This window comes from Pseudoalteromonas rubra, assembly GCF_004212645.1.
GTDB lineage: Bacteria > Pseudomonadota > Gammaproteobacteria > Enterobacterales > Alteromonadaceae > Pseudoalteromonas > Pseudoalteromonas rubra_G.
Genome location: NZ_PPUZ01000044.1, coordinates 14027 through 39667, shown reverse-complemented (window position 1 = coordinate 39667; position 25641 = coordinate 14027). Strand labels below are relative to the sequence as shown.

Annotated in this window: 17 protein-coding genes; 9 read left to right on the top strand and 8 right to left on the bottom strand. The window is 52.7% G+C overall.

The genetic code is table 11. The annotated features are described in order from the left end of the window. Window positions 1-435 carry a CsgE family curli-type amyloid fiber assembly protein gene (locus tag C3B51_RS16345; RefSeq protein WP_125721034.1) on the bottom strand — a complete coding sequence of 145 codons (435 nt, stop codon included), beginning with the start codon at window positions 433-435 and terminating at the stop codon, window positions 1-3. Between the two features lie 5 nt (window positions 436-440). Further along, the gene (locus C3B51_RS16340) at window positions 441-1961 is read right to left on the bottom strand and encodes a curlin (protein WP_130245763.1); all 1521 of its coding nucleotides are present in this window, start codon (window positions 1959-1961) and stop codon (window positions 441-443) included. A gap of 719 nt (window positions 1962-2680) precedes the next feature. Here C3B51_RS16340 and C3B51_RS16335 point away from each other — a divergent pair. Further along, window positions 2681-5182 (top strand): S8 family serine peptidase, encoded by a 2502-nt coding sequence (locus C3B51_RS16335; RefSeq protein WP_130245762.1) that lies wholly within the window; start codon window positions 2681-2683, stop codon window positions 5180-5182. Between the two features lie 129 nt (window positions 5183-5311). Here the strand turns inward: C3B51_RS16335 and C3B51_RS16330 are convergent, their stop codons facing one another. After that, window positions 5312-5599, bottom strand: a complete 288-nt coding sequence (locus C3B51_RS16330) for a hypothetical protein (protein WP_130245761.1) — start codon at window positions 5597-5599, stop codon at window positions 5312-5314. A gap of 83 nt (window positions 5600-5682) precedes the next feature. After that, on the bottom strand, window positions 5683-6078 hold the full coding sequence (gene gloA2 / locus C3B51_RS16325; RefSeq protein ID WP_130245760.1) for an SMU1112c/YaeR family gloxylase I-like metalloprotein: 396 nt from the start codon (window positions 6076-6078) through the stop codon (window positions 5683-5685). A 352-nt stretch (window positions 6079-6430) separates the two neighbouring features. On the opposite strand from gloA2, the gene C3B51_RS16320 reads away from it, so the two are divergent. From C3B51_RS16320 to C3B51_RS16310, 3 genes are all read left to right on the top strand, one after another. Then, window positions 6431-6883, top strand: coding sequence for a hypothetical protein (locus tag C3B51_RS16320; RefSeq protein WP_125721042.1), 453 nt, complete (start codon window positions 6431-6433; stop codon window positions 6881-6883). A gap of 459 nt (window positions 6884-7342) precedes the next feature. Continuing rightward, window positions 7343-8770 (top strand): hypothetical protein, encoded by a 1428-nt coding sequence (locus C3B51_RS16315; RefSeq protein WP_130245759.1) that lies wholly within the window; start codon window positions 7343-7345, stop codon window positions 8768-8770. Window positions 8771-8979: 209 nt separating this feature from the next. Next, window positions 8980-11169 (top strand): TonB-dependent receptor, encoded by a 2190-nt coding sequence (locus C3B51_RS16310; protein ID WP_130245758.1) that lies wholly within the window; start codon window positions 8980-8982, stop codon window positions 11167-11169. 12 nt (window positions 11170-11181) lie between these two features. On the opposite strand, the gene C3B51_RS16305 is transcribed toward C3B51_RS16310, so the two are convergent. Together C3B51_RS16305 and C3B51_RS16300 are read right to left on the bottom strand one after the other, a co-directional pair. Continuing rightward, the gene (locus tag C3B51_RS16305; protein ID WP_130245757.1) at window positions 11182-12498 is read right to left on the bottom strand and encodes a sensor histidine kinase; all 1317 of its coding nucleotides are present in this window, start codon (window positions 12496-12498) and stop codon (window positions 11182-11184) included. 9 nt (window positions 12499-12507) lie between these two features. Continuing rightward, entirely contained in the window at window positions 12508-13911 is a 1404-nt protein-coding gene (locus C3B51_RS16300) for a sigma-54-dependent transcriptional regulator (RefSeq protein ID WP_130245756.1), read from the bottom strand. Between the two features lie 232 nt (window positions 13912-14143). Between C3B51_RS16300 and C3B51_RS16295 the strand changes: the two genes are divergently transcribed. From C3B51_RS16295 to C3B51_RS16285, 3 genes are read left to right on the top strand one after another with little or no spacing between them, the layout of a single operon-like run. After that, window positions 14144-15391 carry an efflux RND transporter periplasmic adaptor subunit gene (locus C3B51_RS16295; protein ID WP_130245755.1) on the top strand — a complete coding sequence of 416 codons (1248 nt, stop codon included), beginning with the start codon at window positions 14144-14146 and terminating at the stop codon, window positions 15389-15391. Window positions 15392-15424: 33 nt separating this feature from the next. Next, window positions 15425-16117, top strand: coding sequence for an ABC transporter ATP-binding protein (locus tag C3B51_RS16290; protein ID WP_130245754.1), 693 nt, complete (start codon window positions 15425-15427; stop codon window positions 16115-16117). A gap of 28 nt (window positions 16118-16145) precedes the next feature. After that, window positions 16146-18557, top strand: coding sequence for an ABC transporter permease (locus C3B51_RS16285; protein WP_130245753.1), 2412 nt, complete (start codon window positions 16146-16148; stop codon window positions 18555-18557). Window positions 18558-18616: 59 nt separating this feature from the next. Here C3B51_RS16285 and C3B51_RS16280 read toward each other — a convergent pair whose 3' ends face one another. Further along, entirely contained in the window at window positions 18617-20140 is a 1524-nt protein-coding gene (locus C3B51_RS16280; RefSeq protein WP_130245752.1) for a hypothetical protein, read from the bottom strand. A gap of 664 nt (window positions 20141-20804) precedes the next feature. Here C3B51_RS16280 and C3B51_RS16275 point away from each other — a divergent pair. Continuing rightward, complete coding sequence (locus C3B51_RS16275; RefSeq protein WP_130245751.1) at window positions 20805-22883, top strand: winged helix-turn-helix domain-containing protein; 2079 nt, start codon at window positions 20805-20807, stop codon at window positions 22881-22883. A gap of 170 nt (window positions 22884-23053) precedes the next feature. Here C3B51_RS16275 and C3B51_RS16270 read toward each other — a convergent pair whose 3' ends face one another. Further along, window positions 23054-25153, bottom strand: coding sequence for a TonB-dependent receptor plug domain-containing protein (locus tag C3B51_RS16270; RefSeq protein WP_130245750.1), 2100 nt, complete (start codon window positions 25151-25153; stop codon window positions 23054-23056). 76 nt (window positions 25154-25229) lie between these two features. Here C3B51_RS16270 and C3B51_RS16265 point away from each other — a divergent pair, with 76 nt between their 5' ends. Next, entirely contained in the window at window positions 25230-25631 is a 402-nt protein-coding gene (locus C3B51_RS16265) for a MerR family transcriptional regulator (protein ID WP_130245749.1), read from the top strand. The last annotated feature ends 10 nt before the right edge of the window (window positions 25632-25641 follow it).

The window sequence follows — 25641 nt, the reverse complement described above, 5'->3', positions numbered from 1 at the left end:
TTACCACCCGCTTGTTGCTAAATCTGGAGAGTGTTGCTGATGCTGTGCGCTGGCCATGGCATCCATAATGGCAAATAATGCCGCCTCAACGCGTGCCTTAAGGGGTCCACCGCGACGCCCCATTGCCGTGGCATACACCAGCTGGTTGTTCATAAATACCTGTAACCGAGTACCTGCACGAGGCAGGACGGTTTCTTTAATGGTGATATTCACCCCTGAGGTCGCCGGTACATCGCGCCACAGCTGTGAAAAGTCAAAATAGAACTGGTAACCGAAGCGGCTAATGCTCTGGTCGATAACCAGTCCACCCAGCTCAACTTCTTCGTCGGCTCCGTGACTGTGCGGTATCAAGCCAAGACACAGCATAGTCAAAACAAAAATCGATATCTTCATAAAGGCAAACTTGGCCACAAAACCGCCTGGTTTTGTGGCCATGATGGTTACTGCTGAGTCACAGTCGCGACATTGTAGTCACCGACCTGAGTAATGTTGATGGTCTGGCCACTACCATTTACGCCCCCTTCAACCAGGTTGCCAAAGCCGTCCTGATTGATTTGGATGTTGTTATCGTTGCCACTGACAACGAATGCACCTGAGTCAACACCGGCCACAAAGTTTGCACCACCGGTTTGCTCAATGGCGATGTCGTTACTGTTGCCTTCCAGCATCAGGTCAATGGCATTGAGTTCACCATTTTGTACCAAATCCAGCTGATTCAGCCCGCTTTCAACCACAGACGCCAGTGTGACCGACACCCCGTTGCTGTCACCGGTTTGCGCCACATTCAGCATATTGTTGTTGCTGGTCAGCGCGTTATCAGGGTGCGATGACTGCAACACCACCTCGTTGTTATCACCATTTTGGATCACACCCACTTCACTGCCATTGCTGTTAAATTTCGCAATGTGCAGCTGGTTGTTGTCACCCAGTTGCAAGGTGCTGTATTCATTGTCGTTGCCTGCAGCGCCCAGATAAGCCTGGTTGTCGTTACCGCGTTGCTGTGCATCGAAGTCATTGTCATTACCAACCACGTCGAACGTTGTCTGGTTGTTATCGCCCAGCTGCGCCACCGTGACATAGTTACTGTCGCCGCTGAACAGTGTGGAAGTCATGCGGTTATCATTGCCTTCCTGCTCCAGGTCTACCCGGTTGCTCTCACCTTGCAACTCGGCCAGCTCAACCTGGTTACCATTGCCTTCGCTTTGCTCTACCTGTAACTCATTATCGTTACCGGCTAGCACATCAATGGTGAATTTGTTGTAGTTGCCTTCCTGAGACACATTCAGGTCATTATCATTACCCTGTAAAATGGCCAGGTTCAGCTCATTGTAAGTGCCGTTTTGATCGACCTCTATGCTGTTCTGGTCGCCCTGCACATGGTCAATGTTCACTTCACCCCAGGTCCCTTGTTGAGTCGCCGTTACCTGGTTGTTATTACCCTGCATATCGGTGTTATAGAACCAATGACCGCCGCTGCTTTGCTCAACATGGATACGGTTGCCATCACCATTAATGGTGTTGGTGACTTCGTTATTGATACCAATGTAACCCACACCGCGCTGGGTAATGTTTAAGCTGTTGTCGTTACCATTGAGCTCAGTTAATGCCCCATTGGCCTCACCATCTTGGCTGTATTCCTGTGTATTGCCATCGCCTGCTGCCGTCACTTTGGTCAGATTGCCCGTGCCCGCCTGAAATACGGTGGTCGTATTGCTATCGCCTTCAATCGACAGTTCGCTGACATTGGATTCACCTTGTTGTGAGCTGGTGAGCACATTGCCTACGCCATTGTTAGAGCGCTGCGTTACCGTCAGCGTATTACCGGTGTTGTCTACCTGGATCAGCTGTGCCAGCTCAGACGTTGAAGCAGCTTTTGCTTCTGTGTCGGCAGCCTGCGCCACGCTGACACCAGATAATGCCAGTGCAATTGCACAGCAGGTCAGTGATTTCGAAAATTTCACCTGGTTCTCCTTAGAGTTATTTATCATTTTTACTATGTCCTTCAACTTGTACGCCTTGCCTGCCTGATGATTTGAGCACACTGTCTAAATGGAGGTTGCCAGCTCCTGATCTGTGCGCTCGGGCAGCCACAGTACAATTCAACCCGGGTTATCTTCACCGCTTCCCTCAAAACAGCCGTTATCCATTCTGGGATAATGGCATCCAGAGGGCCGCATTCATACTCGCTTAGTCGTTACAGCCTGAGTCCATTGCCCAGCATCTGGCTGCGCAGTGTTTGCACGTTTCATTTTATGGACTCACACCTTCACTCTAGAGCGCCAGGTCAGCCAGGGAAATGAGAAATAATTTGGAATCTAATAAACAATTAAAATTCATACAGTTAAAACAGAAATGATTAATTTACCGATATTGATACAACGCAGCCTCACAAAATAGTATGAGTCAAAGAATGACCAACACTGGCTGTTCTAACCCACAAAAAAGCATGAAAAACACATGCAGAATTCTATTCAAATGACAAAAAAGTGGGATTTTTACCACCAAAACACGCTTTGAAATTGCATCCTCAATTCAGGCTGTTTTAGCGTGAGCTCAGTTGCCAAACCGAGTTATCGACTGCCAGCCTCCGGGCCTGGTGGTTTACACATCATGCCCACTTAAGTCGAGCACACACCATGACGTCATGGTCAACAACTCAACTTACAATCTAGGACAAATGATGAAATTAAAATTTTCTGCCTTAACATTGGCATTACTGCCAGTTTTCAGCGGCGCAGCACAAGCTGCAGTACAAATCACAGCGACAGAAAAAACCAATGACAACAGCGTCATGGTAGTCTTCAAAAAAGATGCGTCCAGTGCCCTGCGCGCTCAGGCTCGTAACCTGGTTAAAGCACGAATTTCCGATAATAACGCCGATGAAGTCGATGACCGTTATAAGCACGTCTTGTCGGGCCGCCTTGCCAACTTCAAACTGGACGGGCTCAGCAGCAAAGAGGCCATTGCAAAACTGGCAAAACACCCGGCGGTAGAATTTGTTGAGCCGGATTATCAGGTTAAGGCGCTGGGTATTCCAGATGATGCACGCTTCGGTGAGCTGTGGGGTCTGCACAACACAGGACAAACCGGTGGCGTTGAAGATGCCGATATCGATGCGCCAGAAGCCTGGGATATCAGCATAGGTTCACGCGACGTGATTGTCGGTGTTATCGATACCGGGGTTGACTACACACACCCGGATCTGGCGGCAAACATGTGGCAAAACCCAGGTGAGATCGCAGGAGATGGTATAGATAACGATAACAATGGCTATGTCGATGATGTATACGGTGTGAATGCCATCACAGGCACAGGCGACCCAATGGATGACCAGGGCCATGGTACTCACGTATCAGGTACTATCGGTGCCACAGGTAACGACGCCACGGGTGTGGTGGGCGTAAACCACGAAGTCTCTATCGTCGGTTGTAAATTCCTGGACTCCTCAGGCAGCGGCTCCACTTCGGATGCGATTGAGTGTATCGATTACATGGTCTCACTCAAGCAGGCGGGCCATAACGTACGCGTTCTAAACAACAGCTGGGGCGGCGGCGGTTTCAGCCAAACGCTGGCAGACGCCATCACGGCCAGTGAAAACGCGGATATCCTGTTTGTGGCGGCAGCCGGTAACGGCGCAGTCGATAACGACAGCAACCCGCACTACCCGTCTAGCTATGAGCATGACAGCGTGTTCTCAATTGCCTCAACCACAGACAATGACACTATGTCTTCTTTCTCACAATGGGGTCTGACGTCGGTTGACATGGGTGCACCAGGTAGTGCCATTCTGTCAACGGTACCGGGCGGCGGTTACAGCAGCTTCTCAGGTACATCCATGGCGACACCACATGTTGCCGGTGTCGCAGCACTGGTGCTGTCTATCGACCCGACGCTGGATACACTTTCACTGAAAAACCTGCTGATGCAAAGCGGTGACGCCAATGCAGCACTGGAAGGTAAAACCGTGGCTGGCACGCGTCTGAATGCACACCAGGCACTGCTTGATGCCGATCCGTCACCTGGCTTCAGAATGGGCGTTACGCCAGGCGCACAGGAAATCACAGCGGGTGAAACGGCCAGCTATGAATTCAACTTCACCTCAGTGGCTGACTGGCAAGGCGACATCGCGCTGACACTGGACAGCGCACTGCCAGGCGCCGTGCTGTCACAAAACACCGCAACACCCGGTAGCACAGTCACCCTAACCGTTCCGACCACGGCGGATACTCAGTGGGGTAACTACAGCTTCACAGTCAACGCCACCTCTGGCGACTTGGCTGAAAGCAAAACTGTTAGCCTGTCTGTACTGCCACAGGGCCTGAGCGACTTCAGCTATGACAACACTACGGCTGTGGATATTCCTGATAACGATGCCAATGGTATCAGCTCAGTGATCACGGTTGCTGACGACATCACCATTTTCGGCAGCAACACGCTGGTCGACATCACTCACACCTATATTGGCGATCTGCTGGTCACCCTGACTTCTCCGGCGGGTACCTCAGTCACCCTGCACAACCGCAGCGGCGGCAGCACTGACAACCTGGTTGGCAGCTTCGATTCAGCAGCCTTTAATGGTGAAGCCGCACGTGGTGACTGGACACTGAATGTGTCAGACAACGCGGGTGTGGATACAGGGACTCTGAATAACTGGACGCTGACACTGACAGGTCTGGGTGAAGTCTCTGCACAGCCTCCGGTTGCCGGTTTCAGCTTTGAAAAGAGTGGCCTGAGCGTGACCTTTACTGACAGCAGCACCGATGCCAACAATGACATCGTCAGCTGGCAGTGGGACTTTGGTGACGGCAACAGCAGTAGCGATGCGAATCCGACCCATGTTTACACCACGTCGGGCACTTACTCTGCGACACTGACTGTCACTGACAGCGAAGGTAACAGCAACAGCACCACACAGGAAGTGACTGTCAGCTCTGACGATATCGCACTGGAAGTGGTACGTACTAACAAGTCACGTCTGGGCTTCTACCGGGTATCCCTGTCATGGTCTGGTAGCAGCGCTGAGCAAGTCGACATCTATCGCGATGGCGCCCTGCTGCGTACAGTCAATAACTCAGGTCAGTTCCGTGATTTCGGCCGCGACCCTGCGGTAACGGGCTTCACCTATAAGATCTGTCAGGCAAGTGATATTTGCTCAAACGAAGTGAGTGTGAGTTTCCAGTAATCTGGTTTGATTAACTTCATTCCAGTAACCTGGTTCGAGTAATCTCGTTCCAGTAATCTGGTTTGATTAAACAAATCTAGATTTAGTCACAAAAAGGGCCGCATGTCACTGCGGCCCTTTCTATGTGTGCTACTGTCGGCAGGTTTGCTTGATGAGTTTGGTTTGTCTGGCCATCTCGGCCTCGTTGTTCTTGCTCTTGGCTACTGCGAAATCCACCTGCGCATCATTGCATTTGTCTCTGAGTTCCTTGTCCATCAGGTAAACCTGATCCCGTTGTGCCTGAGCCAGACCTTCAACACCACTGTATTCCTGACGCTCCTCTGGAGCCTTGTCTTTCTCATACGGCGCGGGTTGAGATACTTTGCACCCAGCCAGCACCAATAAACTCAAACCAATGATTAAACCATTCTTTTTCATATTATTACTTCCTGATATGACGAGGCCTCGATGGTATCATAAGGAACCAAAAAAGGAACAAACCTGCGCAGACATCACTCCCGCTACGCTTCATATAATTCCAGCGGTAAATCATCCGGATCGGCAAAAAAACAAAAGCGCTTTTGAGTGTAGGGGTCGATGCGAATGGGCTCACAACTCACCCCTTTGGCTATCAGTGCGTTGCGTGCTGCTTCGATATCAGTGACGGACAGTGCAAGGTGGCGCAGGCCCAGGGCTTCCGGGTAACTGGGACGCGCAGGCGCTGCGGCAAAGTGAAACAGTTCAATCTGGGTGCCATCTGGCAGCATGAGATCCAGCTTATAGCTCTGACGCCCGCTTTGATAATTTTCGGCAACGACGGTGCACCCGATCACATCAATATAAAAGGCTTTGGCGCGTGCATAATCAGAGCAAATAATCGCAACATGGTGAACACGGGTAATATAGTTGGCAAGCATAGGGCGTGTCTGTGACAACAAAAGCCGTACTGTGCCGCATCCGGCTGAGCATGTCCACCTGTCGCGTCTTGACGAACATCCTGACTAACCCTGCCTGAGTGCCCCGCCAACAAATAAACATAGACACATGTACCTAAGTTCTATATAAACAGGATCGCCACACTCAGATACAACTTGTTAACGCATAGAGTCGTTTATCTGGTTACACCGGCCGGCAAAATTAAACACCCGCGTCATCGTGATTAACTGAGTATGTGCAGTGCAATTCCCATCATGGGTAAACGAATAGACTGGCTGATAGCGAACCTGTGTTCACTATCATGCGCTGCTATGTATTAAGGATAAAAATAGAATGAAAAAAACACTCCATTTGGCATTGGGGCTATTAGCCGCGAGCTATATTAACCCCGCACAGGCCGAGCTCAGCGTAGGTGCTGGATACCCGTATGGCGGCCTGATTGGCGTTCAGTATACCAATGTCGTAAACGACGACCACCTTGTATCGCTTTCAGCAGGCTTAGTTGGCGCAGCCATAAGCTACGAATACATCCTGAGTAAGGATAGCAAGCATACGTTAGGGGTAACCGCCGGCAGTGAGGTACTCACCAGTGAAGAAGGGTTTGCCGCACTTACCTACCATTACTATACACAAGGCGCGCTTCAGGAAGGTTGGGCATTTGGTGCTAGCGTCGGGGTTCGTCGCACCGATGAGCGGGAGTATCGCTCTGACATACTCGATATCTTTGGTACCGAAAAAGTAGAGACCAAAGCATTGATTGGCCTGCATATCGGTTACCGCTTTTAATTTTTCGCACTTATGGGCCTGCCCCTTTAGGGCCCAAATTTCATTCCACCCCTCCATAAATAATTTTTCTCACTTTTTTCATTGTTTTTTTTGCACTATTTATTTTTATTGTAATAATTGAGTTACACATGGTTAATTGAATTCATCGCCACCTCATTTTCTCGCAGCAACCTGACGCACCGCTTTTGATGCACAAACCTTTCGTCGAAGTAAAAATATTCACAACACTATCAATGGTTAGAGAATTTATTCCCATATTAATGGCAATGAAGGCGACATATTTACACAGCGCAAGATATTACCCTGTTCGACCTCTCGAGCGATACGACCACACGAATAACAATTTAACAAATAAGAACAACTGATAAACCAACAAAATCCAACCTATTGATCTTATTATAACAACCAATTAAATTACCCATTCCTAATACAGGACTATTGGAAAAACAGGAAATATTCATGAAAATAAAAACAATCACGATGGCACTTCTTGCCGTTTCAGCAAACTCTGCGCTCGCACAAAACCAGGAAGTGGACGAATACGGTCTGACGGTTGGTGCATCACATACCATTTCAATGTTTGGTAAAGATGCACAAAACGCCGAAAAAGAACGCCTGAGCACACCATTTAAATCACTTTCTGCTCAGCGCATGGCAACTACCAGTAGCACCGGCAGCACTTGGTATATCAACTCAACCGAAATGAACCGTTTTTGTGAATGGTGGGATGGTGAGAACCCGCTCGGTGCCGATCCACAGCCAAGTGGTGCTGCCTCCATGCAAGAATCAGCAGCTCAGGAATTTGCTATTTCACCACAGCGTACCTGCCGCCTTTGGACTGAATACCCAAGATACTCTTATGGTTACGCCGATGTATACTTGGGCAATGACAATCGACTTGATAAGCCCGTCGTTGTTGTTCAGCCTTATCACGTTGACATTTCAGACTCCAGCTATACCAAACAAGCATTTTACAATGACGTAAACAGCGGTGGCCTGATGAGCAGCCTGAGAAACGCAGGGTACGATGTGATCTTGTACCGTTACAGATCTCAGGACAAAGGCATTGAGTACAACGCTGACGGTGTTAAACGTTTATTAGAAGTCATCAATAGTAAGTCGGGCGTTTCTTCAACCTCTTTTGTCGGCTTATCTATGGGTGGCGTTGTGACCCGCTTTGCCTTGCGCGAAATTGAAAAAACCGGCTCACTCAACAATGTCGCGACCTTCATTTCTTTCGACGCACCACATCTGGGAGCAAACTTCCCACGTTCAATTTTGGATAACACCAATCGCCTGCTGGATAAGGTCGACTCAAGTCTGTGTGGCTTAAGCGGTACCTGCCGTGAAGCACGTCGTAAGCTGGAAGCCATTAAAGCCAAGCTGAATACCAAAACCTTTAAAGAGCTGATCATGGACACCCCTTCAGGTTCGTCAGATCGCAGTGCGCTGCTGTCAAAACTTGCCGGGCTTGGTCACGTACAAACTGTACCGACCCTGGCAATCACCAATGGTGCGCAAAGCCGTACTCAGGGCGCCCCTACTTCTATTATGACATCGCACTTTAAGCTGCACCGTAAATGGTATAACGGCGGAAGCAAATACTTTAAAGTTTACACTAAGCCAAGTGTTGATAACGTGGCAGGTGGCTATGCGGACTTTTATCAAGTCTTTTCCGATCTGATTGCGGAGCAGGAACACCCAATCACACCTTATGTGACAATAGGTCAAAAGCATTCTTTTGTTTCAACCCGCTCAGCCCTGGCTGGCAGTGCAAACTACTGGGATGAAGTCGCGGCTTATCCAAGTAACAACGAAGCACATATGACACTGACCTATACCAAGGCCAGAAAGATCCGTGAATGGCTGGATAGATATCAAAACTAATCAGCACGTTTAATTAGTAAACGCCTAAGTTGCGAGTCTGCTGTATGACTCGCAACTTCACAATACCCACCACCCTTTTTGACACTCAACCACCGCATACTCCAGTGGTATTTTCGCAACACTGTACACCTACCCCTTGTTCGCCAACACGGACGAACCCGTCAGACTGTACTACACTCAGTAAACAATAAATTAATCTATGATTTTCAATGACAATAACGATTGCGCAGGGTGCGGGCCAGGCACTGTTATTTTTGACGTGCGCCTTTACTGCGACGACACAGGCAGCTGAGGATGCGGATATATTCGAGCTGAGCCTGGATGAATTACTGAACGTCACCCTCAGTGGCTCGGCCGTGCGCGATCTGAACCTGGAAACCACCCCTATCAGTGCCAATCCATTTAACCTGAGTGCGCTCAACCTGCCCTTCAGTATTGATGTCATTGAACGTAAAACCATGCGTGCGCGCGGCCTGACCACAGTCACCGGCGCAGTCGAGAACCTGGTGGGCGTGATATCGGGCGAATCACCCGCCGAGCCTTCGAGCTTTGCCATGCGTGGCTATATTCGTGATTCCGTCTCTGTGGTGCGTGACGGCATCAAGCTTGGCCCGGCGTCGATGACTATGCGCCCCCACAATACCTTTAACCTGCAACAAATCGAGGTTATAAAAGGACCTGCCACGCTGCAATTTGGCCAGGGCACGGCATCCGGTGTGATTAACATGATCACCCGTAAGCCACAACTGGACGCCCCCGTCAGCAGTGAAGCCTTTGTCTCGCAGTCACGCTTTGACACCCGAGAATGGGGTGTGGGGTTAAATATGCCGGTGTCGGCAAGCACTGCTGCCCGGGTTGATGTGAATAAAACCCAATCCGATGGCTGGGTTGCGCAAACTCAGTCTCATTCTCTCAATGCGACGGCGTCACTGCTATGGCAACCCAGAACAGACCTCCGCTGGCTGGTGAGTTTTGATTACCTGGAAGATGACCTCCCTGCCTACTGGGGTACCCCGTTAGTCCCGGTTGATGCCGCCAGGGATCCAAACAGCGACATCGTCACCAGCACCGATGATCGGGTGCTGGATCTGCAAACCCGCTACCTCAACTACAATGTTGCCGACAGCCGCTCTGACTCCGAGCATTTGTGGTCGCGCCTGAGTGTCAACTGGCAGCTCACAGAGGCGCTGTCGCTCAGCAATACCCTGTTCCATTTTAAAGCCGATCGCGCCTGGCAAAACGCCGAAAGCTATGTGTTTAACCCGGCCAGCGGACAGGTTGACCGGGACCGTTTTTTTGTTTTTCACGACCACACCTTTTATGGCAATAAGCTTGAAATGGTGTATCACCACAAAATAGCGAACATGCCCCACCAGCTAGCCTTTGGCGCAGAATTTAAAGCCACCGATTTTAGCCGGGAAAGGGGCTTTCCCGACGGAGACAGCGTCTCCTTATTTGCCCCCGTTGCCGGCCAGTTCGGTCCGTTAGACAAACACCTCAGTCCGACCGACATTCGCCAGTGGGGCATCTATCTGAACAATGCCTTGTCGGTCACCCCAGACTGGCGCCTGTTTGGCGGTCTGCGCCGCGACCATATCCGGCTGGACCGGGACAACTATGATGTATCGGGCGCTTTTCTTGCCGATGAAAGCTTTGCGCGCACCTTTACGCCACTTGCCTATCAGCTGGGTACCAGCTATCAGTTCAGTGAGTCGCTCAGTGCATATGCTCACTGGAGCACCGGACACGACCCGGTGGGGTCAAATATTTACCTGGTCAACGCTAATGAGAACTTTGATTTCACCGATATTCGTCAGTACGAATTTGGCATCAAAACGATGCTGAGCGCATGGCAGAGCGAGCTAACCGTCTCCTGGTTTGATATCGCGCGGCGTAATATTTTGCTGCTGACCTCCCACGATACCGTGGGCAATTCAGGCACCCATGTGGCGCACGGGCTGGAGCTGGCCATTACCAGCCAGCCTACCGAGCATTTTCGTTTAGGGGGAAATATTGCCTATACCGATGCCAGCTACAGATCCTTTGTCGATCCGGACTTTGGTGTCAACGCCAGCGGCCACACCCCACCGAATGTGCCCGAAATTGTGGCCAATGCCTGGTTTAGCTGGGATCAGATTATGGGCTTACCGCTTGAGATTGGCGGCGGTGTGCGCCATGTCAGTGACCGCTATGGTAATTTTCAAAATTCAGTGACCTTTGCGCGCTACGAAACGGTTACCCTGTTTGCTGCCTACCAGTTCGAACACGCCAGGCTCAATCTCAATGTGCGCAACCTACTAAATGAGACCTACGCGCCCTGGGCAGATATTTTTTACCCGGCCCAGGCTGCCATTGCCGCACCCAGAACCGTTGAGCTGAGCCTGCATATTAACTATTAATGCGCACAGGGCTCAGCCAAACACACAGCGAAAGCAGGCCCCCTGAGGTTTTTGCAAATAGATAAGGTCGCCACCATGACTGACCATGATCTGCCGCGACAGGCTCAGACCAATCCCGGAGCCTTGCTGTTTTGTAGTAAAAAAAGGCACAAACATCATATCCACCACATGGGGCTCCACACCCGGACCGCTATCACGAACTTCCACATACACCTGCTGCGCGTCGTTCTGTGCCAGCGTCAGGTGGATCACTGGCTGCAAAGTGGGGTGCGCCTGCTCAATGGCCTGAATGGCATTGGTCAGCAGGTTGATCAGCACCTGCTCAACCTGTCCGGGGTCCAGCATCACCAACAGTTTGGTTGACACCGTCAGCTCACTTCGGATCCCCGCCTCATCGAGCTGATTTTTATGCAAGGCGAGTAACCGCTCCAGCAAAGGCGCCAAATCGGTAGGCTTGAGGCTCGGGCGCGGCAAACTGCTGAGCGCTCTGAAACGGGTGATAAATTCTCCTAAATGCTCGGTACGGGCCGCCAATGTGTTCAGTGCCAAAATCAGGTCGTCTTTATCGTCCTCATCATCAAAACATAACGTATCGGGTAATAACCCACGGCAGGACTGAGCAATGGAGGACAAAGGTGTGATAGAATTAGCCACTTCATGGGTTAACACCCGGGTCAGACGCTTATAAGCCTGCTGCTCTTTGTTGATCAGCGCATTGTGGATGGAGGTCAGGGTGATCACTTTGCGGATCTGGCCCTGAATTTGTGCCACACTGATCTGCACCGACAAGGTATCCTGCTGCTCACCACGCTGCCAGGGCGCACTGGTTTTTAACTGAGTATCACAGCGCTGAATTAATTCGCCCAGGTGTTCAAGCTGCTGTACACTGCTTACTGGCTTGCCCAGCAGGCGCGCCACTGCCGGATTGGATTCAATCACTTTGCCGTCGCTGTCACAGACCAGCACTGCCAGCTCAATGTGCAAGAGTAAAGCCTGAAAAAACTGTGCTTGCTGCTCAGCTTTAAAACGCGCCGCCTGCAAGGTGTGGCGGATCTCGTCATACTCCTGATGGAGCGGATGGCTGGGGCCCAGCCGCAACGTACTGTCGCCGTTTACCAGCGCCCGGATCACCGCCGTGCTTTGCCTTTGCTGCTGGCCAAACAGGGTAAACACCGCGCCCCCACACACCACTATCAGCAATAACAGTAACAACCAGGTGGCGCTGAGCCCCCCCTGAAGATAATGCCCCGTTGCGCCGCTGACCAGCATGCACAAAGCACCCAGTTGTAAGGTCAATACCCAGCGGGGATAGCGTTTCAGATTATGCATAACCAGGCCCTACAAACCATATTTTTCTAAGCGCCGATACATGGCACCGCGGGTTAACCCCAGCGCTTTGGCGGCATGGCTGACATTACCCTGATAATGCTTGAGCGCAGCGCGAATTGCCCGTTGCTCCAGCACCTCTAAATCGAATGTATCGTAATCGTCAGCCGGGCCTTTGCCCGGCGTGCTCTGAACTGCCGAATTTGCACCTAGCACTGAGCTGATATCCAGCCTGTCACCGTCAGACAGGATCACGGCGCGCTCAATGGCATGGGCCAGCTCGCGCACATTGCCAGGCCAGGTGTAGCCACACAGCGCGGCCATATCCTGCTCAGCGATCTGCAATGTACGTTTGTATTTGTGTGCAAAGTGCGTCAGATAATAGTTCACCAGCAACGGGATATCTTCGCTGCGCTCACGCAGCGGCGGCAGGCGAATTTCCACAGTATTAATACGGTACAGCAGATCTTGCCGGAAACGCCCTTCATTGACCGCCTGTTGCAGGTTGTCGTTGGTTGCACAGATCAGCCGGATATCCACCTCAACCGCTTTAGTGCCGCCCACCGGCGTAACACAGCGATTTTGCAACGCCGCCAGCAAGGTGGCCTGCTGCTGCATAGGCAGGTTCCCCAGCTCATCCAGAAACAGTGAGCCGCCACTGGCCAGTTCAAAGCGCCCTATTTTATCGCTTTTGGCATCGGTAAACGCGCCCTTTTTGTGACCAAACAGCTCGCTTTCGAACAGGCTTTCGGAAATCGCCCCCATATCCAGGCTGATCATCGGCTGCGCCGCACGCAGACTGGCGCGATGAATGGCATGAGCAGCCAGCTCTTTACCCGTACCACTCTCCCCGGTGATCAGGATATTGGCATCTGACTGGGCCGCTTTGTCTATGGTGGCAAATACCTGCTGCATGGCCGCACTTTGGCCCAGAAAATCAAATACCGGGCTCGTTGATGACTCGGTTAAGGCCTGATTGAGCCCCTGCGTCTGGCGGGTCAGCTTACCCAGCTGCTGCTTATCTTTGGCATGAGCAAATGCCGCCGCTACGGCGCCGAGCAACTGCTCATTTTGCCAGGGCTTAGCAATAAAGTCCGCCGCCCCGGCCTTGATGGCATCGACCGCCAGCTGAATATCGCCATAGGCGGTCATTAGCAGCACCACAATACTGGGGTCCTGCTGGATGATTTTCTTCAGCCAGTAAAACCCTTCCTGACCGCTAATGGCATCGCGATTAAAGTTCATATCCAGCAGGATCACTTCAATGCCATGGGCCTTGATCATGTCTTCGATATCAAACGGGTTATCTGTGGTTTTAACTAGCTGGTAGTGTTGTTTGAGTAGCAGCCTTGCCGCAACCAGAATATCCGGGTTATCGTCCACCACTAAAATGGTCCCGGGTTGTTTTGCACTCACGCGCTGTCCCTGTTTTATTTTTATTTGCCTGCAAGCTTAGCGCATTGCATGCGGATGTGTCCATTTATGGGCAGTTGTACAAACAGCACTGTTCTATTAGCGGACACTTGTGCTCAGTCCCCTCTTACTAAAAGCCAGTAACCGATTGTATTTATTAACTTTTAACTTTTGGCACGCCACTTGATTAACTGACTCCATATACCTGCAAAGAATCGACAACAGGAGTGGCACTATGGATAAGAAAATTGAACGCTCAGGATTACAAAAACACCTGAAAACAGGCGTGGCCGTCGGCCTGATACTGGCCACCGCCCTGGCCTATGCCTTTGTTCAGCCCGGCAGCACCGGGCGCAGTCAGACGGTGGCGCTTAATAGCCTGACCATCAGCACCGTCAAGCAAGGCCAGTTTATTGATGCGCTGAGCCTGCGCGGCCAGGTGGTACCAAAAACCACCATCTACCTCGACACTGTGGCAGGCGGGCGGGTTGAAGAGCGCCTGGTTGAGCAGGGTGAATATGTTGAACAGGGCCAGCCATTGGTGCGCCTGAGCAACACCAACCTGCAACTGGATGTGATGAGCCGCGAAGCCCAGGTGACCGAGCAGCTTAACTTTTTGCGTAACACACAAATGAACATGGAAACCAGCCGCCTTAATCTGCGTCGCGACTTGCTGGAAATAGAGCTGCAGATCAACCATCTGAAAAGACGCTACAAGCAGTCTGTTCAGCTGGCTAAAAAAGGCGTGCTGGCGCAGGACACCCTGGATGAGATAAAAGACGATTTAGCCTACTACCAGGCCCGCAAGGAGCTGACACTGGACCGCCAGAAACAGGAAAATACCATACGTGAGGTGCAGGTAGCGCAGCTCGAAGATAGTGCCGAGATGCTGCAAAAGAACCTCAAGTTTGCCCGCCACAACCTCGACAATCTGCTGATCAAAGCGCCGGTCTCTGGCTACCTGAGTGAGCTGGACGTTGAAATTGGCGAATCGAAAGAGCGTGGCGCACGCCTCGGTCAGATAGATATCCCCGACGAATACAAACTCACGGTGCGTCTCGACGAGTTCTATCTGAACCAGGTGCACAGCGGCATGGCGGTACAAGTGTCACTGGACAGCGAGCAAGTGAATGCGCAGGTAAGCAAAATTGACAGCCGGGTCACCAACGCGCAGTTTCAGGTTGAAGTGGCACTGCCTGCGGGGCTGGCTGGCATCAAGCGCGGTCAGAATCTGGATGTCGCGCTGATGTTGGGAGACAGCAATGACAATGCCCTGCTGATCAACCGCGGCGCGTTTTATACCAGCAGCGGTGGCAACTGGGTGTATGTGGTGACGGGTGACAGTGCGGTGCGCAAAGACATTGTACTGGGCAAGAAAAACCGCGATTACTTTGAAGTATTAGAAGGACTGGCGCCGGGCGATCAGGTGATCACCTCCAGCTACAGCCAGTTTAATAAAGCACAGACATTACAACTGAACTAAAACCAGAATAACAACAGCCTGAAGGAATTAAAGATGATTAAACTGACCAACCTGAGCCGGGTATTTCGTACCGAAGACGTAGAAACCATCGCGCTGAACGAGATTGACCTGGAGGTTAATGAAGGCGACTTTCTGGCCATTATGGGCCCCTCGGGCTGCGGTAAATCAACCCTGCTGTCTATTTTGGGCATGCTCGACTCGCCCACTTCCGGCGCGTTTGAATTTGCCGGCACCGACATTGCCGGGTATAGCGAAAAACGCCTGGCAGCGCTGCGCAAAGCGTCCATCGGCTTTGTTTTTCAGAGCTTTAACCTGATTGACGAGCTGACCGTCTTCGAAAATGTCGAGCTGCCACTGCAATATCAGAACATCTCAAAAGCCGAGCGCAAGCAACGGGTTGAGGCAATTTTAAAACGGGTTGCCATTGATCACCGCGCCGATCACCTGCCGCAGCAGTTATCGGGCGGTCAGCAACAACGAGTGGCCGTTGCCCGAGCCCTGGTGATCAACCCCAAACTGATCCTGGCGGATGAGCCCACCGGTAACCTGGATTCCAGAAATGGCGAAGAAGTGATGGCCATGCTGCGGGAGCTGAACCGCGAAGGCACCACAGTGATTGTGGTCACCCACTCCGAAAAGGAAGGGGCCTATGCCGATCGCCTGGTGCGGCTGCTCGATGGCCAGGTAATGCTGGACAAAGCCAACAGCGTTTGGCCAGCCGCTTAACGCTCGGAATTAGAAGGAAGACCCCGTTATGTTAGTGAATTATTTTAAAACCACGCTAAGGGCGATTAAAAAAGATACCCGTCACTTTGCCCTTAATCTGGCCGGCTTTAGCATTGGTCTGGCGGCGGCCATTATGGTGGCGCTGTTTGGCGCCTATGAGCTGTCTTTTGACAAACAGCACCCCAATGCCGAGCGCGTCTACCGGGTGCATACCGACTACCGCGCCTGGGGCCTGCAACTGATCGCCGCGTCTGACTCTCACCATGCCCTGAACATGCAAAATCATGCTCAGGTGGAAGACGTGATGATGCTGGTTTCAACCGACAACCTGGCCTACTCGGCCGAGCCGATGACGCTGGATGTGAGCGTGGCCGGTGAGCAGGTGCGCCTGAGCAAAGTCTATCTGGCGACAGCCAATTTACCTGAGTTTATCAATATGACGGTGCTGCACGGCGACCTGGGCATGGCCCTGAGCCGTCCGGGTCTGCTGGCCATCAGCCGCGCCGAAGCACTGCGCCTGTTTGGCAGCGTCAACGCGGTGGGAAAAACCCTGTCGTACCAGCGCGGCCAGTACGAGATAGCCGCCGTCTTCGATGATTTACCGGACAACACCCACTTTGTGTTCGACACCCTTGCCGCGTTGCCCAAAGCGACAAAAATGCCCTTTATCGGCTATGTCTACATGCGCCTGAGCGAAGGCGCAGATGCGGAGCTTATCGCCAGACAGATGACAGAAACCATGCGCGAGCAGTCAATCGGTCGGCGCAAACTCAGAGCACTGGAGCTCAGCCGTCTGTCGGAGCTGCACTTTAACAGCAGTGGTCCGTTTGAGATGAAACAAGGGGGCTCGCGCCTGGTGATGCAGGTGTGTATTGCATTGACCATTTTGCTGCTGGTCATCGCCAGTGTGAACTTTATCAACCTCAACATAGCCGGTGCGGCAAAACGCGCCAAAGAAGTGGGCGTGCGCAAAGCGCTGGGCGCCAGTAAAACGCAACTGATCACCCAGTTTTTAACGGAGTCTTTGTTTATTGTTTTGATTGCCGCACTGGTGGCGCTGGCCCTGGTGGAAATGATGATCCCCTATGCCAATCAGTTACTGGAGCGCAGCTTGTCATTGAGTTTTTCACCACTGTTCTTGGTGGCCGTCATGGCCGTAGTGGTGCTGATCGGAGTGATCTCCGGTCTGTATCCGGCGCTGTTTATTGCCTCTTTCAGTGCCAAGCGGGTGCTCAGTGGCGACCTGCAACGTGGCAAAACCGCCATCTGGGTGCGCAAACTCACACTCGGACTGCAAGGGGCCTTATCTGTAGCGCTAATTGTAGCGGCTGCCGTGGTCTACAAACAAATGGCGCTGATCAACGACCTGCCGGTGGGGTATGCGAAAAACGATAGGCTGATCATTAAAAACCTGCCCGCAGAGGCGCTGTATCAGGAGGCCGAGCCCCGGGTGCTGAGAACCCTCAGGGCTTTGGATGGCGTTGCCCAGGTCACTCAGTCGGATACTTTGCTGACGAACGATATGACCTCAGAGCTGTTTTTGGTGTTTCCTAACGGCGAGCGCCTGGAAGGCACACAGCCAACCATAGCCACCGGCTTTCATGCGGTTGAAACTTTGGGGCTGGAGCTGATAGCCGGACGCGATTTTTCACCTCAGTTTGCCAGTGACTGGATCCAGACCAGCGACGATAACATTCGGTCATTTTCTGTATTGCTGTCTGAAAGCCTTACAAAACAAGCCGGCTACGACGACCCCAGCGTGCTGATTGGTCAAACCCTCAGTTCACACTCGGGCCGCGCCCGCGCTACGGTGGTCGGTATTGTCAGAGACATTAAAATTGGCTCAGCACGTCAGCAGCAACTCCCGGTATTACTGACCGCCGGCGATATCAATGTGGCGATTGGTACTTTGGTGATAAAGCTGCACCCCGATGTAAACAAAGCACGGGTGATGCGTCAGGCCGGACAAATCATTCGCGATGAACTGGCGATGCCAGAGGTGGAGATCAGCCTGATTGAAGACGACTATCAGCGCGCCCATATCAATGAGTTCAGAATGCAGCAACTGGTGCTGCTGTTCAGTACGCTGTCGATTGTACTGACCTGTATGGGCATTTTAGGTCTGGCGTCGTTCGCCACTATTCGCCGACAAAAAGAAGTAGCCGTACGCAAGGTGCTGGGGGCTTCTCGCATCAGCATAGTGACCATTTTATCTAAGGAGTTCATTACCATAGTAGGCATTGGTGGCCTGCTGGCCATGCCTGTGAGCTACTGGGTCATGAACACCTGGCTGAACAACTTTAACGAGCGCATTGAGCAAGCCGCCTGGGTTTACGCCGCCGCCACGCTGGGCGTGCTGGCCATTACCTGGCTAACCGTGGCCTGTCTGGCTTTTAAAGCGGCCAGCACCCGTCCTTCTTTAATACTGCGTTATGAGTAACCGCCCCGATTAGCCACAACCAAGCGGCGCACTCGCCTACTCGTGTGCGCCGCTTTTTCTCATTTGCCCTCAAACAAACGCTGCAACAATACCGGACGCTCCGTGCGTGGTATTGCCATGGCGCGCTCAATATCGGCCTGAGTCAGCACTTTGCCATGATGGGAAGACACATACTGAGCGACTTTTATGCCCTGCTCGTTCAGCCTCCCCACCAGAGCGTCAAGACGATAATAGGTGTCGAGATCCGGCCAGCGTGCCGGTGAGTGCAGCGCCTGCTCAAAGCTGCTGCCGAACATATCCTCCGTCAGCAAAATCTGCGGCTCACTCAGATACACCACCAGGTTGTGCGCGGCATGGCTGTTGGGCACATCCAGCAGGCGGATTTTTCCCCCCGCCAGGGTGTAAGATGCCGGGATGGTTTCAATTCTGACGTGTGGGCCCAGCGCTTCCGCCACGGCGTTTTTGTCTGCCGGATGCACCAGCAAGGTGGTGTTCTCAGCCAGGGTATCTCGCAGCCCTCTCAGGTGATCGGTATGATGGTGCGTCACAATATGGTACTTCACGGGCTTGCTGAGCGAAGTGCTGTGTCTTAACCTGGCCAGGGCTTTTGCCCATGATCCGGTCCCGGCGCCAGCCTGCTCGTTCATCTGCCAGGTGCCCGCCGAGATCAGATAATCACCAACATCAACAAATAGGCTGTAGCCCCAGTCCTGGCCGACAAAATAAACACCGCTTGCCAGCTCACGTACGGTCAATTCAGAAATATCAAAAGGCGTTACCGCTGGTGCCCGCGAATACGCCGCAGGAATTTGGAAAGACGTATCCACAGGCTTAGCCACCGAGACAGTGCGCGCTTTGCTGTGATACTGCGGGCCATCCGCGGTGCTGACGAGCACCTGAGATGCCCAGCGAATGGCCCCGCTGGTGCGATGGGCCATAAAGTCATAAAAGCGCTTTTTGCCCTGCTGCTCGGTCATCATCCGGCTCAATAGCCCGTTGTTTTGGTTGAGGTAAAGTGTGTACCTGGCTTGCGAGTTACCATCCAACGGCACCGCTATCACATCGTGGGGCACGCCGGCAATATACGCCGTATCCAGCCACTGACTGGGTTGCTTAAGCTGCGCGAGCTTACGCACGATCAGGGTATCCAGCATGGCTTCGTAGCCCAGCGTGGTATTATCAAAGGTAATACGCGAGCTGGGTTGGAAGCGTTGTAGTGCATGGTCAATGCTTGCCCCTTTATTGCCTGCAAACAGCCGATGGATCACTTCAGGGGCATCGCTACCATGACTGCCTACCCGGCGTGAATTGGCCTGTTTAAATACCTTACGCTGAGCGACAAAATCGATGCGATAGTCGTTTTGCAGCTCGCTTAAATAGGTGACCATGGGTCCCTGCAAAGCATGGCCGCTAAGCCACTGAGAATAGTGATACCAGGTTTCACTGACCGAGATGCCTGGCAAAGCTAGTAAGTGCTCACCGCCATAAGCTGCTACCGTGCGTTCGATGATCTGCGCTTCGCGCGATTGCGCATGAGCGAATGGACATACGCCCACCATGGCAATGGCAGATATCAGCAGCAAAACGAATGGCTGCCTGACTAACAGGTTCAAGCCAGGCTTAAGGTGGTTAGCTACACTGGCGAAATGATTAAAAAAATGTCCCAAAAGATAAATAAAGCGTTTGTTGTTATCACAGTACATAGGCTTTGCGCTCTGTTGTTATTACTCGCCTGCCATTGAACGCAAAGACACAGAGCAAGGCCACAAAGCCCCCCTAATGAAAAGCTGATGAATTGCTGAGGGCCGGTAACTAACTGAATAAAAGAGATAAGTTTTATATCCTCCGTCATCCCAAGCTCTTTTCTCCGAAATCCCGGTCTCTTCTCTCCGCCATTCCGGCCTCTTCTCTCCGGCCTCCGAGCTGGGATCTATTCACCGGCGACTCGCAGTGGTAGCTCTACTCTGACACTTACATTGCTGTTACCGTCCGCAGCAGCCGAGCTGTGTTTTAGATGGTTCCCGGCTCGCTGGCCGGGATGACACGGGGAAACTGCTCGGGATGACAAGGGTAAGCTGGCCGGGGTGACTCAGCAAGGTGATTTTATTCAGGCGCATATAACCTCATATCACTGCCCGCAGCAATACACTGTCACAATTCACCGCATCAGATCTGCGCTTGCACACCTCGACAGACATAACATTGCGCCGTACACTCAGTGCCGGATTCAGGCAGTTGCGGATTACGATGGCACAGACAAGATTCTTTATTAACGAGTTTGAAATCGATCTCTCCCGCAGTGTGGTGATCCAAAACGGCCAGCATACTCAGGTCGAGCCCAAAGTGTTGCAGGTACTGCTGCTACTGGCAAAGCGCCAGCGCGAGCATGGCGAACTGGTGGTCACCCATGAAGAGATCATGACGCACGTCTGGCAGGGCGTTGAAGTGGTGCCCAATGCCCTGCAACGCTGTATTGCCATTTTGCGCAAGGTACTGGGAGACAATGCCAAAAACCCCAGCATAATCGCAACGCACCCCAAGATTGGATACCGCTTACTGGCACCTGTGCGCTGGCCAGAATCAAGCACAGACAGAAACCAAGACAGAACAAAAAACCCTTATTTAAAATATTCTTTTCTGATAGTAAGCACCATCTTACTCTGTATCTTGTTATATCTTGTCTGGCCTACAACGCAGCCGCCCGGTTACACCCGACTGACTCCACTAACCCACACCGATGCCCACGAATCCCATGCTATTTTTAGCCCCGATGGCGATTATCTTGTCTTTAACCGGTATGCCGGAAGCTGCACCAGCCACTTATGGGCACGGCACATAAATAGTGGTCAGGAGCAGCGGCTCAGCGCCACACCCGGACAGTTCGGTGCGCCCGGTTTTACCCCGGATGGCCGCGAGCTGGTGTTTGCCGCCAAAGCCGATTGTGAGCAACCGAGCACCCAGTCCTGCTGGGCACTGGCTACGCTTGATTTTGCCCAGGCGCTCACTAAACCACACGCTATCGAGCCGCGTTATTTGTGCGATGCAGGGCAGCCACACGCCCTCAAAGCGCTGCCCAACCATGCGTATGCCTATTTGCAAAGCGACGAAAGCCAAACCCGGCTGGTGCAGTACAATGACCTGACCAAGGCCGTCGACACCTTATATTCCGCAGCGGACGACTACCTGTACCACTTTGACTATCATCCACACCAGCAGCACTTTGCCCTGTTTAGCCGCGATCAGTCGCTTAATCACGCTCTGACAGTGCTGGATAAAAACGCAAAACCAGTGCAGCGCAACACCATTACCTTGCTGCCACAGATGGACCCAACCGCCTCGCTCACCGGCCGCTTTACTCCCGATGGCCGCACGCTGCTGGTTGTCAGCAACGGCCAGCTTTACAGCCTTACCTTGAGTGGCAAATTAAGCCTGCTTCCTACAGCCGCCACTGAGCTGCTTGGAGCAGACAAACATCCGACCCGCCACACCTTACTGGCGGTTAATGGCCAGAAGGACATTGATATTGCACAACTGACGCTCAGTCACACAGACTCGGCTGTAGCTGTTTCAGTAAAGGATCTGAACAGCCGCGCCCTGCCCTACCCCAGCCTGTCGCGCACGCAGGCGCAGGAGCGGCAGGCTCAGTTTTCACCCGACGGCCAGCAGATTGCTTTTATTTCTAATCGCAACGGTGCGGATCAGCTCTGGATATGGAAAGAGGATCGGGCCACTGCACTCAGCAACATCGGCGCTTCGCATCCTGTTCATGGCTTTGCCTGGTCGCCGGATGCCAGACACTTACTCTGGGCACAGGGTGGCAAGCTATACCGCACTGATTTATCTGGCCAACAGCACAGCCTGAGCACAAAATTGCCAGTTCATTCAGTACAGGCCTGGCATCAACCGGGGCAAGCGCTGGTGCTGATCAACGATCCCGTGCCCGGCGGGTTGTATCTGTATGATTTGGCAAGTAGTGAGCTGAGCAAACTGGGGATTAATGGCGTGCACCGCGCATGGCAGGCAGGTGAGCAGGTGTACTACAGTGACGCACAGGGTAAGGTAAAACGCTTTACACTGGGTGACAATCCCACCCACGCCAAAGCAATTACTGCTCTGAATGGACGCGCTATGGTCATAAAAGATAAGCATATTTACAGCGTGGACCAGAAAAACCTGACGCTGAACCGCTACGACTTAGACGGTAATCTGCTTAACACGCTGCGCCCCCTGAAGCCCACCGCCTGGAAATTCAGCGACGTGCATCAGGCGCAACTGTTACTGGAGCAGTTTATTGCTATCGAGCAGGAGCTGGTACTGATTGACTAAAAGCAACAGCCCCTTCTCCGTCACCCCGTGCTTTCTTCTCCGTCATCCCGTGCCTCTTCTCCGTCATCCCGTGCCTCTTCTCCGTCATCCCGTGCTTGACACGGGATCCACCAAAAAGCGCACTTGGTTTATCAGTAACAGACACCGCCCAGAACAGCGACACCATAGGATTAATGACCAAACTTAATACGCACACCCGCATTCACAATAAAGCCATCGTTGCGCGACCAGATATCCGTGGTCCACTGACCACTGACTGCCTGCTGTGGCAACAACAGCGGATGCTCATCGGTTTGTTTTACATCCAGCAGGTTCTCAAAGTTGATAAACCAGCTGTAACGTCCGGTGGTGATCTCGCCCATCAAACCCAGGTGCCAGTATGGATCGGACTCAGTAACAAACGGATTGGCATTGAGGCGCTGCGGCCCGGTGTAATAGGCCTCAAACCCGGCGCGGAAGTTGCCGTGTTGCTCCCACATGGCCACAAACCCGGCCGAGTGTTTAGGCGTCAGCGCAATCTCAGTACGCGTCTTGCCATCCACGCTTTGGGTTGCATCCAGATATAAATAGCTGGCGGTCAGCTTCACGTCGCGCCAGTAATAACGCAGCAGCACTTCTGAACCACGGATCTGGCTCTCGCCCAGTGCATTGGTCAGCCGTACCTGGGTGGGCGGCGTGCCATCCGATGTTGGCACTACCTCCAGCTCGGTCACGTTATCCACATTCGAGCCAAACAGGGTCAGACTGGTTTCAACCGAATCAAAGGTGTAGGTAAAGTCCAGCGAGGCGGTTTCGGCCTCCTCCGCCTGCAATTCACCGATGGGTGCTAAGCGCGATAAACCTGCCGCTTCAATGTCTTCCACAAACGGCGTTGGCGCAAAATAGCCCTGCGCGTAAGAACCGCGTACCGTCAGCTCGCCCGGACGATACAACAAGGTCACCCGCGGGCTGAACTGAGTACCATATTCATTATGGTCATCCACTCGTGCACTCACCGAAGCGGTCAGCGTATCGCTCAGGGTGTGATCCAGCTGGGCAAACAGGCCCGGCACGTCATAGCTGTAATCAAAGGTCGGAAACGTCTCGGACTCAAACACATCCGACTGATAGGCAACCCCTAACAGCCAGTCGGTTTTATCGTTGTAACCACTGACACTGGTTTCAAACAAGTAGCTTTCGTGCCTGTCCTCTTCCAGCACCAGACCAAAGCCGTGCTCATGGTTTTGCACCATGGCCGATGAGCGCGCATGCAGCGTGAGCGTGTCGGACATCGGCTGGCTATACACCAGTCCGCCATCCAGTCGCTCTGAATCCTGCGTTTGTACGTACGGGTTGCCATCTGCCATGGTAAACCCGTCTTTAGTACCACCATTACGCTGCTCCGTCATGGCACCTGCCGTCACATACAAGGACTCGCCCTGCTCACCTTCCCAGAACAAGCGTGGCCGTGCGGTGTAGCGCTCATAGCCGGCCAAATCGAACCAGCCGTCGTTATCTATGTCTTCGGATTTCTGATGGTGTGCGCCCAGCGTCAGCGAGCCTTTCAGGTCATCGCTCAGCGGGCTTTCGATGTAAGACGTCAGATCCTGGCCATCACGGGTGGTCAGATTAAGCAGCACCTCGCCCTTGAACTCGTCGCCCGGCTTGCGAGAGATCAGGTTGATCACCCCGCCCAGCGCCGAGCCACCATATAAAGAAGACGCCGAGCCTTTGATGATCTCCACCCGGCCTAAATCCGTGGGTGGAATTTGTAACAGACCTATCGACGCAGCCTGATTACCATACAGCGGCAGGCCATCGGCCAGTAGCTGAGTGTAGCGACCATACAAGCCCTGCAGTCGAATATTGGCACTGCCCAGCGCAGGCGAGGTGGTTTGCATGCGCACACCGCCGGTTTCGGCCACCAGCATGGAGATGTTACCCGGGCGCATCGCCGCCTTTTCTTCGATTTCTTCGCGGTTGATCAGCTCCACCCGCACCGGCTGCTCATCGGCAATCCGCCCAGAGCGCGTCGCCTGGATAACGATTTTTTCCATTTCATGGCCGTGATCATCATGGTGCTCATCGTCAGCATGCGCATCATGATGGCCGTCTTCATGCTTTTCTTCAGCATGAGGCTCCTGTGCCTGATGCTCAGGCCCCGGCGCAACCAGCGCAGCACTCACAGCAGTGGCCAGCGGACTCAGCGGCGCCGCCACACTCACCGACATCCCCAGAGATAAACAACTTAAAGACAAAACCAAACCGGCAGAACGAAACGTATCAGACATAACGAATTACTTGACCCTCAGGACAGGAATAAATGATACTGCCGATGCTAAAGGTTACAGCGACAGGAAGGTCAATATGAAAATCAGCGAACTTGCGACGAAATCCCAGATAAATGCGAAAACCATCCGCTATTATGAGCAAGTTGGCCTGCTCAAAGCGCCGCAACGCGCCAGCAACGGCTATCGCCACTACCAACCGGGCGACGTAGATACCCTGATCTTCATTCGTCGCTGCCGCGAGCTCAACATCCCGCTCGACGACATCAAACGCCTGGTAGAAGTACAAGCCGACCCCAACGCCTCCTGCGCCGTGGTCGATAAAATCATCGCCGAACAACTCGCCCAGGTACAACGCGCCCAGCGCGAACTCGCACTGCTTGAACAATCCCTGCAAACCCTCGCCTCATGCAGCGCCGAGCAGGTAGACCAGTGCATCATTTTGCATAAGTTGAAGGCTCGGGAAGGGGTTGAAAAATAAAACCAAGAAT